This is a genomic window from Pleomorphochaeta sp., assembly GCF_050031695.1.
Lineage (GTDB): Bacteria > Spirochaetota > Spirochaetia > Sphaerochaetales > Sphaerochaetaceae > Pleomorphochaeta.
The window spans coordinates 48,522-59,943 of sequence record NZ_JBNAIC010000029.1 but is presented as its reverse complement, the minus strand read 5'-3'; the positions used below and the strand labels follow the sequence as shown (position 1 = coordinate 59,943).

Sequence of the window (11,422 nt, the reverse complement as noted above, 5' to 3'; positions counted from 1 at the left end):
TTTTACCTTTTGTTAATTTAATACAGTTACACTTTTTAATGGATAACCTATTATATTTGTTATCCATCTAATCATATAAGATTTTATCCTAGTGGCAGTAGTCTCATATAATTTAATATTAATTGCATCTTCTATAGACATATTTAATGTAATAGATAAATACTTTCTTGCTTTAGGAGGCAATAACATATTAGAAGAATTAGAACAGTTTTTACAACTAGGAACACTTAAAGTGTTTGAAAAATATAATATTTCTTCATCACTATATTTTTTTTCACAATTTGGACAATTTGTAAAATTTTCAAAAAAACCATGATTTTTAATAAACCTTAGAATAAATTGAATTAGAATAATATCCTTATTAATAGAATCATCTTCTAAAAAATCTAATGATTTAGTAAACAAATTATATACATATGCAGAATCATCACTATATGTTTTTAATATGATTTCACTCATAATTGATGCAATAGATATATTTGAATAATCATTTAATAATCCATCATGTGTTGCAATTAAATTAACATCTTTTAAAATGTATTGTTTTTTAGTTGGATTAAAATATATAAAAAACTGTCCTTCTTGAAATCTAAAAGCTTTTGGAGCTTTTTTGCTTGTTTTAGCGCCAAAAGCCCTAATAGTTATTACTCCTAAATCTATACTTAATAGGGAAATATTAACATTGTTTACACCATCTCTTCTAGAATGAAGCGCGATAGCTTGAGTAACAATATTCCTTTCCATAAAATCTCCTCATATAAGAATAAGATTAAAAACATATTTTAGTCAATAAAATATAGATTAAATATTCAAACAGATATAAGTTAGAATAATTTAAAATTATTATTAATTTTAAAACTTTTGTTTATAATATAATAAGACTATTTCGTATTAAAATTTAAATTATTTACTATTTTATACTTCCTAACTATTATATTTAAAAAAAAAATATAGAAATCTATTTAGTCATATGGTAAACTAACTAAGTTATGAAAATTAATTACAAATTTGTTGCACTACTAGTTCTATTATTATGTATCACTAACAATATTTTTTCTCTAAATATTGAAAAAGAGCCACTACCTAATCCCTTTCCCAGTGAAGAAAATTTATCCTCTTTTGAAAAAATTACTAACATTGACTTATATGACACATTAGAACTTGATAAAATTAAAGTATCTTTAATTACAATAACACCAGGCAAACCAGTTTATTCATGGTTTGGTCATTCAGCTATTATGGTAGAACAAGATGATAATATCTCCATAGTTTATGATTATGGTATATTTAATTTTTCAAGTGAAAATTTTGTTGAAAACTTTATGTTCGGAAAAATGTATTATTTACTTTTACCATCTGAAGCTTCAGTTAGATTTGAACAACCTATTGAAGATAATAGAGCAATTAGTAAAGTTGAATTAAATATTCCTAATAATAAAAAACTCGATATTGTTAATTTCTTAAATTATAATGCACAAAAAGAAAATAGAACTTATTTATATGATTTTTATTTAGACAATTGTGCTACGAGAATAAGAGATATTTTAAATTGGGCTAGTGATGGAGAATTTAAAGAATGGGCAACTACTCAAAACTCCCATTATTCTTATAGGTATTTATCTTCAAACGAATTATCAAGATCTTATTTTGTAAATTGGGTATTAAATTCTTTTTTAGGTGAAAATAGTGATGTGGATATTACACTGTGGGAAAGCATGTTTCTACCTGAATATTTAGAATCAGCAACAATTGATTTTCAAGAATTTAATTCAACTCAAACAATAATTAATGAAACTAACAGTACTTCTACTTTCAATTCTTTTTCAAGGTTTAAAAATCATTTAATTTTATATACATTAATAGGCTTGATTTTAGGGCTTCTAGGATTATTCTTTAAAGTATTAAAACAAGATAAAGAATTACCCTTTTTTGGAATTTACAATATTATTATCAATTTATTTTTATTCATAATATCCTTAGTAATTACTTTTTTTGTTTTTTATTCGAATATTACGGCTGCATGGAATAATGAAAACATATTTTTTCTAAATCCAATAATATTTATTTTTCCATTAATTCTTTCAATATTAACTTTATCAAAAAAAGAATTTTCAATGCATAGAGTTATTTTATATGAAATATTTTGTTCAATATATAGCTTTTATTTAGTAGTATTTATAATTATAAAAAATATTATTCCTGAAACACTAATTCAAGATAATTATATAATCATTGTCCCACTTTTTTTGTTTTATGTGTTGCAAGGTGCACTTCTTAAAACTAAGAATTAAGGTAATTTATGGCAAATCAATTAATTATTTCTAATATAACCATCTTAACAATAGCTGCCTTTTTTTTAGGTTTAGATAAAGGAGGGTTTAGAAATTTATCTGTTATATGTATGTATTTAATGTTAAATATCATCCCTTCTAAACAAGTTATTGGAATTTTAGCCCCTATTTACCTACTAGGAGATATAATTCCAATATACATATACAGAAATCAAATTAATTATAAAGCTGTTTTTAATTTTGTACCATTAGCAATTATTGGTATTATAATTACAAGTTTTTTTGCATCATTTATTGATGATAGATTATTCACTATTTTTATCTCATTTTTTTTATTATTAATGGTAATTATGATAACAATTGGAGAAATTACTAAAATTAAAGATAAAAGTGGTAGGATTGAAGATAAAATAAATAAGCCTTTAAATAAACCATTTACATTGTTTTTATCATTGTTATCTGGGATTACTACAGTTTCAAATGCAGCTGGTGCTATCACTTGTATTTATTTTTTTAGACAAACTAAAGAAAAAAAAGAATTTGTAGGATCTACTGCCCTTTTCTTTTTTTCACTAAATATAACTAAAGTAATAATTTTTATTTTCTTTTGGAAAAATATTACTTTTGAAACTTTAAAAATAACATTAGCTATGCTTCCAGGTTTATTTTTAGGAATATTAGCATCAATATATTTAATAAAAATAATACCACAAAAAATTTATAATTTTGTTGTGATATTAAGTGTTTATTATATTGCAATAATGTTATTTGTTAATAACATCATTTAGTTAATAAGTAAATTATAAAGCATCTTTAGTTTTATCTAATTCTTCTCTAACATACTTTAATAAAATTGGATCAACTTCTAAATCTTTTAAATTTTTTGATGTGCTAGATCTACCATTTTTTATCAAAGAATCATATACTTCACAAATATAGTCTACTGATTTATCAGGATCAATAATTGCAGTATTAATTATCATATCAAAACTATTTGTATTTTGATAATCAAATCTAAAATCAGACTCTACAAAATTTTTACGTACTTTATCATTTTCTAAAACATGGGTATAAGCTTCTTCATAACTTATATCATGCTCAGCCATTTGTCTCTTAACTCTAATTTCTAATGGGGCCTTTGTTCTAATATTTAATACATCATTATAATTTTCAAAAATACCAAAACCACCTCTACCAACAATTACTACATTATCAGCTTTACCAATAGCTTGTTCTGTTTTAGCTAAGAAATCTATTGTTTGCTCTCTAATTGTTAAAAACTTATCCCAAAATGTAGGTGTTTCATCATAAACTTCCTTAAATGCACTAAAACCATACTCTCTCATAATTTTTGAAATAAAAGCTTTATCTGCATAAGCCATGTTTAATCTTTTTGCAACTTTTCTACCAATATAAGTTCCTTCACTTCCCATTTTTCTTGAAATTGTAATAACGCCCATTTATACCTCCATGCATTGAGTAATTAAGCTTTTTACTAATTAGAAATAAATTTCAGCATAACTATAATAGATAATTTTTTAATTTAGTCTTCATTAATGAAATATCTCTAATCATTAAAATAATTTATCTAAACACAGTATTTGTACACAAACAATAATGTACCCTGTGATATCCTACACTTAATTATAACATATTGTGTAAAATTTGCTTAATGTTTTTTCTTAAAATTCAAATAAAAACTATTTTGTTAATAAAGGTACAGTAATACAACCATCTGTAAGTAAGCAAAAGGTAGCATTTTTCCCTTTAATTTTAGTTGCACAATTTATTGCATCTTGAATAGAACCAAAAGGTTGAATAAAAATATCTTCCCATAGTTTATTCTCTAATTCGCTAACTACATAAATATTTGCCCAAGTCATTACTTCAGCCATTTTTCCAGCTTTATGGTACCCTAATTTATAATTATTAGAAATATTTTCTAAAACTTCTTCAGGTGTACTACAAGATTTTAATAAATCGTAAAATGCTTTTTCCCCTACTCCTTCTAAACAAGCAGACACTAATATTAATATCCCATTATCTTTTAGTGCTAATTTACCATTATCTATAGCTTTTTGAGATTGATATAAATCTATATCCATAGGAGATGTTGCTACACTTATTACAATATCATATTTTTCATTTATTTCTTGTGTAAATACTTCATTAGCATATTTTATTGCTTGATCAAAACTATCAATTATATTACCAGATGTAATTTCATAAATATTATGGTTTCTATCCATAACACTCATAATTGAATATATCGGTTTATCACCTAAAAGAGATAATACATCTACCATATCTAAATGAACTGGATTGTCTTTTAGGTTTAATGCTTTAGCTCTATAATCTAATGCATGTTTATGATTTGCTTCTATAGATTTAAATGACGCAACACCTGGCATTATAGCTTTTCTACCACCTGTATATCCTGCAAAATAATGTGGTTCCACACTACCAATTACTATTAAGGCCTCATTATTTAATACTTCTTTATTAATTTCTAAAGGTGTACCATTACGACTTGTTCCAATATATTGTAAATCTTCTGCTTTTCTTGCTTCATGAGAAATAACTTTATCTTTTAAATTATCATATGTATTTCCTAGTATATGAATCAATTCATTTTCATTTGCTATACGATGGACACCTGTAGCAATCATTATAGTAATTTGTTTTTTCTTTATTATTGGAAAAATAGTTTCCAAAACTTTTGCAGTAGGTGTTGGGCGTGTTCCATCATTTACTATTATTAAAATTTTATCTTTATTATATATAAAATCATTTAATGATTTACTGTTTATAGGATTATTTAAACTTTTAGTGATTATACTTTCTTGATTTTTTACAAGAACATCTTTTGGTGAAATAATTTTAGTATCATCTTTTATTGTTATATTTACTATTTCTTTATTATAGTTAACTTTAAATTTCATTTTAACCTCAAAAAAAAGGAGTGAAAAATTAATCTCACCCCTTAATGTTTATTTATCTTAATTATTATTTTGAATTTTCCATTGCTGTTATTAGGGGTAATTTTTTACCAGATAAATATCTAACCATTGCTCCACCTGCAGTACAGATGTAATCCATTTTGTTTAAATCAGTAAATTTAGTAGTTGCACTAACACTATCTCCACCACCTACTACACTAAATCCATTTGAATTTGATATTGCTATAAGCAGTTCTTTAGTACCGTTTTCTAATATTGGATTTTCATACATTCCAGCTGGCCCATTTACAAAAATGGTTTTAGCTTCAAATATGATTTTTTTATAAGTTGATATCGTATTTTCACCAATATCTGCATATAAATAATCTAAAAGTTCACCATTTACTAATAGCTCTTTTCTTTGATTATCTTCTTCATAGGCTAAATCTTTTGGAACAACTATTTTATCTTCATATTTATCTAATAGTTTTTTAGCTTCTTTTATAAAGTTTTCTAAGCCTCTATCTTTTATAAATTCTTCAACTTTTTTACCAAGATAGATTCCTTTAGCAAGTAGAAAAACTTCTCCAGTTACACCACATGTTAGAATTTTATCAGCAATATTTTTACTTAAAACTTCTTCCATCATAGAAAATGCATCAGAAATTTTTGCCCCACCTAGAACGAAAATACAAGGAGAGATAGGATTATCTTTTATTTTTTTAAGTGTTGAAATTTCATCAAAGAACAGATATCCAGCAGCACTTGGTAATACTCGTTGAAAAGCAACCATACTTGGAGCAAATCTATGTGCTGCAGAAAATGCATCATTTACATATAAATCAAAATGAGGTGTTAATGATCTAACTAAATAATTACTTAATAATTGTTCATCACTCAACTTTACACTATTTTCAAATGTAGATAACTCTTCTCCTAAATATCTTAAATTACCTAAAATAATAAATTCACCACTTTTTAAATTATTTACTTTTTCAATTGCTGCAGGTCCACATACATCATCAATATAATCAACATTTACATTCATTTTTTTTGATAATATACTAGCATGCTCACTCAGAGATATTAGATTTTGATAATCTAAAGTATCTCCTTGATGAGCAATTATGGCAACTTTTGCACCATTTTCTTTTAAATAATTTAAAGTTCTTAGGGATTTATCAATTCTATTAGTATTTACAATTCTTTTAGTATTCACATCAATAGGTGAATTAATATCTAATCTAAGTAATACTTTTTTATTTTTAACATCTATTTCTTCAATAGATTTAAACCCTAAATTACTATTCATTATTTCATTCCTAAATATTTATTAGTTTCTTTTGTTCCTTCTTCTCTAGTATCTTGCATTTTAAGAGCTGCTCTAATTGCATCTATATTTTCAGGAATTACTACAGCTTCTTGTGGAATATTAATTGCGAACATAATATCATCACCACTATTTACAATAGACTCCTTAAACACTGCAATTTCATACATATCACCTCTTGGATGACCTAAATCTCTAGCATATTTAAATAATGAAGCATTCCCTTTAAAGCCATCTTCTAAGCTTACAACACGAATTCTTGGATGAGCATTAAAAATTTCTAATAATTCATCTTTACTAATTTTATCTTTAGTTGATACTACTGATGTAATAATGTGTCCATGAGTTACAGGTGTGTGTACTAAAATACCTGTAGCATCAATGTGTGGCATAATTGTCATTAAATCTAAAGCTTGATGGTTTGGAGCTGGAGCAACTTCTAAAGCATTAGTTAAGCCTCTATGGTAATCACCTGGATCTGCAACTCTTCTTATTATAGTAATTGCTGTTTTTTCAACACCAACTGCTCTATCAATAGAATCGATAGCTCTTATTAAACCTGTTGTATTACATGAAGTTAACTTTAAAAAATCAGCACCTATTCCTTTTTCATAGTTAGCATAACCATGGAAGAAAATATCTGCTACATCATTTTTTTCTCCACCTTGGAAAATTGCTTTTGTATTATATTTTTCATATAATTTTTTATTCATAGCCCCAACACCTGCATTGGTTGCATCAAGCATAATATCTACTTGTTGAACTAATTCTTCTAATGTACCACTTACAGGAATACCTCTATCTGTTAATAGATGCTTTTTTTCAGGTACTGCAGTAAATAGTTTATAAGGCATACCTTTTTCATATAATGCTTGAACAGGTAGTGTTGGTGCAACATCAGCAACTCCTACTAATTCCATATCTTCTTGAAGAGCTACACCGTCAGCTAATCTTTGTCCAATTGTACCGTATCCAGCAACACCTACTTTTACTTTTTTCATATTGTATTCTCCTACTTTTCTATTCTTATTTAATATCGTTTGTTATTTCACTGATTAATACAGGGCGATGTTCTTTTAATGATTTAGTTGCTGCAAGAGCAATTTCAACAGGTCTAATAGCATCGTCTATTCCACAAGTAATTTCTTTTCCACTTTGAACTGCATCTATAAATTCAATTATTTCATTTGCATATGAATCAATATATCTATCTAAGAAGAAATATAAAGGTTTCTCAGATTTAACACCTGTCTTTGAACTAATTTCAACTAAACTATTTCTATCATTTTCAACTTTAGCACAACCTTTTGATCCAAACACTTCTGTTCTTTGATCATATCCATATACAGCTTGTCTTGAATTATCAATAATAGCTAATGACCCATTTTTCATAGTTAACATTACCATTGCTGTATCAACATCACCAGCTTTTCCAATTTCTGGATCTATTAGAACTGCACCTGAAGCATATACTTCTTCAACTTCACTATTACTTAAAAATCTAACCATGTCGAAATCATGAATCATCATGTCTAAGAAAATTCCACCTGAAACTTTTACATATTCTGGATTTGGTGGCTCAGGATCTCTTGATGTAATTTTAATAACATGAACATCTCCAACTTCATTATTTATTACTGCATTTCTAACAGCATTATGATTATGATCATATCTTCTATTAAAACCAATTTGGAATAAAACATCATTTTCTTTAACTACATTCATAGTTTCGTTAATTCTATTTAAATCTGTATCAACAGGCTTTTCACAGAAAATATGTTTTTTAGCTTTTGCAGCTGCTTGTATTAACTCTGTATGAGTATCTGTTGGTGAACAAATTAATACAGCTTCAATATTTTCGTGATTAATGATTTTATATGGATCTTTATAAGTTTCTTTAATTCCAATACTTTTTGCCCATGTTTCTAACTTTTCACTCATAAAAGGATCAGCTAATGCAACTATTGTTGCGTTAGGAACTAAATTAGTTATGCTTTTTGCATGAACTTGTCCAATTCTACCTCCACCAATGATTCCAATATTTATATTCTTCATAAAAATTCTCCTATAATCCTGTATTTTCTCTAATATATTTTCTTGCTTTAATAGCATATTCTAATGGGTTAGCTTTTGCTGGATCTTGTTCAGCTTCTACAACCATCCAACCTTGGTAATCATTTTCTTCTAAAATTTTAAAAATGGCTGGAAAATCAATAGAACCATCGCCAGGAATTGTAAATGCACCTAATCTAACAGCTTCTAAAAAACTTAATTTTTGTTCTTTAACTTGTTTTACAATTTCTTGACGAATATCTTTTAAATGAACATGAGCAACTCTATCAATAAATAAAGACAAAGCTTTAACAGGATCTTCACCAGAGAAAGCAAAATGTCCTGAATCAAATGTTAAATAAACATAATCTTTATTTGTCATATCCATTAATTTTTGAGTCTCTTTGATAGTTTGACAACCTGTACCCATATGATGGTGGTAGCAAAGTTTAAAACCTCTATCTTTTGCAATTTTTCCAAGAGTATTTAACCCATTAGCTACAAGTTCCCATTCTTTATCACTAAAGATTGGTTTTTCATCGAAAACACTCAAATTTTTACCTTGAATAGAATTACCTTGTTCAGCAGGTCCAATTAATTTAGCTCCCACAGCCTCTAAAAAATCTAATTGTTTATTAAAATCGGATATTACTTCATCAAGACTTTGTGTTGTTAAAAATGAGCTGAACCATTGATTACAAATTGAAATTCCTCTTAAATCCAACATTGGTTTTAAAACTTCTGGATTTTTTGGATATTTATTTCCAACTTCACTACCTCTAAAACCTGCTAAAGCCATTTCACTTACACATTGTTCAAATGTATTTTCACTTCCTAAATCAGGCATATCATCATTTGTCCAAGCTATTGGAGCAATTGCTAATTTAACTTTCTTATTATCCATTTATAAACCTCAAACTTTTAGTATTGTTTTACTTTTTTAATTTCTTTTTTTAGATTATTTGAAGCTTGTACTACACTATCTTTTTCTGAAATTTCTGCAGTACCAACTCTCCACCAACTTCCATAAGAGCCACTCATAGAATCTTCATCAACTTTTATATCAATAAGAGTTGATTTATTACTATTCTTTGATTCTTTTATAGCTTGTTTTAATTCGTCGCTATTAGTAACTGTCCAAACATCACAGCCATAGCCTTTTGCAATAGTTGCATAAGAAACTTTCAATTTTGAACCCGTAGAATCTAATCTATTAGATTCTTTTCCTCTATAAACTAATTCACAACCAAATTTAGGAATTCCTTGAGATCTTTGAAGATTATCAATACAACCAAAACCATTATTATCAAATAACATAATATTAATTTTGATATTATTTTCTAAAGCAGTAAGAAGCTCTGAATGTAACATTACAAAAGAAGCATCTCCAACCATTGAATAAACTTCTACATCTTCTTTAGCTAATTTTACTCCAAGAGCACCACTAACTTCATATCCCATACATGAATAACCATATTCCATATGATAAGTATTTCTTTCATATGCTCTCCAGACTCTTTGCATATCACCAGGAAGAGATCCTGAAGCACCTACAACTATACTGTTTTTATCAAATAACTCATCATTCATAATGCCAAGTGCTCTAAGTTGTGAATATCTATTATTTGGGCCTAATTCAGTAGTATATAATCTATTTACTTCTTCATCCCATTTTAATTTTTCGACTAGTATTTCTTGTTTATAGTTTGATTTATAGTTCAATTTACTTAGCTTTGAATCTAAAGCATCTAATCCTTTTTTTGCATCACAAACTAATGGCAAGGAGTCCATTTTTATAGCATCAAAATCATTAACATTTATAGAAATAATTTTAGCTTTATCAAAGTCAAACAACCATTTACTTGATGTAGTAAAATCAGACATTCTAGAACCAACAGAAATAATTAAATCTGCTTCTTTTGCTATATTATTAGAAGCTGAATTACCGGTTACACCAATTCCGCCCAAATTCATAGGATGTGCAAATTCAACAGCACTTTTTCCAGCTTGAGTTTCACCAAATGGAATATTATATTTCATTGCAAAAGAGGCAAATTCACTGCCACATTCACTGTATCTTACACCACCCCCACAAATCATTAAGGGTTTTTTACTATCTTTTATTAATTCAACAGCTTTATCAACAACAACTTCATTAGCACTAACTCTACTAATGTAATGAATTCTTTTTTCAAAAAATTCAATTGGATAATCATATGATTCACCTTGAACATCTTGAGGTAAAGCTAAACATACCGCTCCTGTATTAACTGGAGAAACTAAAACTCTCATTGCATTAAGTAGTGCAGTCATAACTTGCTCAGGTCTATTAACTCTATCAAAATATCTACAAACTGGTTTAAAGGCATCATTTGATGTAATTCCAAAATCATTAAACTGCTCTAACTGTTGTAAAACAGGATCTGGTTGTCTACATGCAAAAGTATCACCAGGTAATAATAAAACTGGAATTCTATTAGTTGTAGCTAAGGCTGCTGCTGTAACTAAATTCATAGCCCCAGGTCCTATTGAAGTTGTAACTGCCATAATTTTTTTTCTATTATTTTGTTTAGCATATGCGATAGCACTATGTGCCATTCCTTGCTCATTAGAACCTTTATAGAATTTTAAGTTATGATTATTTTCTTCTAAAGCTTCTCCTAGCCCTACTACACAACCATGCCCGAAAATACCAAAAACACCATTTACAAACTTTTCTTCTCTATTATCAAAATTTATATATTGATTATCTAAAAATTTAACTATTGCCTGAGCTGTTGTTAACTTTATTGTAGATTTCATAATTATCT

The 11,422-nt window shown here is 27.2% G+C and carries 10 protein-coding genes; 2 read left to right on the top strand and 8 right to left on the bottom strand.

Features of this window, described 5'->3' with window-relative positions; translation table 11 throughout:
• Positions 1-12 precede the first annotated feature (12 nt).
• Positions 13-744, bottom strand: coding sequence for a DNA repair protein RecO (gene recO / locus ACPKM0_RS05980; RefSeq protein WP_472474254.1), 732 nt, complete (start codon positions 742-744; stop codon positions 13-15).
• Positions 745-989: 245 nt separating this feature from the next.
• Here recO and ACPKM0_RS05975 point away from each other — a divergent pair, with 245 nt between their 5' ends.
• Positions 990-2,291, top strand: coding sequence for a lipoprotein N-acyltransferase Lnb domain-containing protein (locus ACPKM0_RS05975; RefSeq protein ID WP_472474252.1), 1,302 nt, complete (start codon positions 990-992; stop codon positions 2,289-2,291).
• Between the two features lie 8 nt (positions 2,292-2,299).
• Positions 2,300-3,079, top strand: a complete 780-nt coding sequence (locus ACPKM0_RS05970) for a sulfite exporter TauE/SafE family protein (RefSeq protein ID WP_472474250.1) — start codon at positions 2,300-2,302, stop codon at positions 3,077-3,079.
• 12 nt (positions 3,080-3,091) lie between these two features.
• On the opposite strand, the gene ACPKM0_RS05965 is transcribed toward ACPKM0_RS05970, so the two are convergent.
• From ACPKM0_RS05965 to iolD, 7 genes are all read right to left on the bottom strand, one after another.
• The gene (locus ACPKM0_RS05965) at positions 3,092-3,751 is read right to left on the bottom strand and encodes a cytidylate kinase-like family protein (protein ID WP_472474248.1); all 660 of its coding nucleotides are present in this window, start codon (positions 3,749-3,751) and stop codon (positions 3,092-3,094) included.
• 240 nt (positions 3,752-3,991) lie between these two features.
• A complete protein-coding gene (locus ACPKM0_RS05960) occupies positions 3,992-5,233 on the bottom strand; it encodes a nickel-dependent lactate racemase family protein (protein ID WP_472474246.1) in 1,242 nt (413 codons plus the stop codon).
• 64 nt (positions 5,234-5,297) lie between these two features.
• Positions 5,298-6,542, bottom strand: a complete 1,245-nt coding sequence (locus ACPKM0_RS05955; RefSeq protein ID WP_472474244.1) for a phosphoglycerate kinase — start codon at positions 6,540-6,542, stop codon at positions 5,298-5,300.
• Positions 6,542-7,561, bottom strand: coding sequence for a type II glyceraldehyde-3-phosphate dehydrogenase (locus ACPKM0_RS05950; RefSeq protein WP_472474243.1), 1,020 nt, complete (start codon positions 7,559-7,561; stop codon positions 6,542-6,544). The genes ACPKM0_RS05955 and ACPKM0_RS05950 overlap by 1 nt, the downstream gene beginning before the upstream one ends.
• 25 nt (positions 7,562-7,586) lie before the next feature.
• Positions 7,587-8,615: an inositol 2-dehydrogenase gene (iolG, locus tag ACPKM0_RS05945; RefSeq protein ID WP_472474241.1), complete on the bottom strand. Its 1,029-nt coding sequence runs from the start codon at positions 8,613-8,615 to the stop codon at positions 7,587-7,589.
• 10 nt (positions 8,616-8,625) lie between these two features.
• Entirely contained in the window at positions 8,626-9,516 is an 891-nt protein-coding gene (gene iolE / locus ACPKM0_RS05940; protein ID WP_472474239.1) for a myo-inosose-2 dehydratase, read from the bottom strand.
• A 17-nt stretch (positions 9,517-9,533) separates the two neighbouring features.
• Positions 9,534-11,414: a 3D-(3,5/4)-trihydroxycyclohexane-1,2-dione acylhydrolase (decyclizing) gene (iolD, locus tag ACPKM0_RS05935; RefSeq protein ID WP_472474237.1), complete on the bottom strand. Its 1,881-nt coding sequence runs from the start codon at positions 11,412-11,414 to the stop codon at positions 9,534-9,536.
• Positions 11,415-11,422 lie beyond the last annotated feature (8 nt).

What these genes read in the sequence shown, in the direction of transcription:
- recO (WP_472474254.1), bottom strand. Translation starts at nt 744, where the DNA reads ATGGAAAGGAATATTGTTACTCAAGCTATCGCGCTTCATTCTAGAAGA.
- ACPKM0_RS05975 (WP_472474252.1), top strand. Translation starts at nt 990, where the DNA reads ATGAAAATTAATTACAAATTTGTTGCACTACTAGTTCTATTATTATGT.
- ACPKM0_RS05970 (WP_472474250.1), top strand. Translation starts at nt 2,300, where the DNA reads ATGGCAAATCAATTAATTATTTCTAATATAACCATCTTAACAATAGCT.
- ACPKM0_RS05965 (WP_472474248.1), bottom strand. Translation starts at nt 3,751, where the DNA reads ATGGGCGTTATTACAATTTCAAGAAAAATGGGAAGTGAAGGAACTTAT.
- ACPKM0_RS05960 (WP_472474246.1), bottom strand. Translation starts at nt 5,233, where the DNA reads ATGAAATTTAAAGTTAACTATAATAAAGAAATAGTAAATATAACAATA.
- ACPKM0_RS05955 (WP_472474244.1), bottom strand. Translation starts at nt 6,542, where the DNA reads ATGAATAGTAATTTAGGGTTTAAATCTATTGAAGAAATAGATGTTAAA.
- ACPKM0_RS05950 (WP_472474243.1), bottom strand. Translation starts at nt 7,561, where the DNA reads ATGAAAAAAGTAAAAGTAGGTGTTGCTGGATACGGTACAATTGGACAA.
- iolG (WP_472474241.1), bottom strand. Translation starts at nt 8,615, where the DNA reads ATGAAGAATATAAATATTGGAATCATTGGTGGAGGTAGAATTGGACAA.
- iolE (WP_472474239.1), bottom strand. Translation starts at nt 9,516, where the DNA reads ATGGATAATAAGAAAGTTAAATTAGCAATTGCTCCAATAGCTTGGACA.
- iolD (WP_472474237.1), bottom strand. Translation starts at nt 11,414, where the DNA reads ATGAAATCTACAATAAAGTTAACAACAGCTCAGGCAATAGTTAAATTT.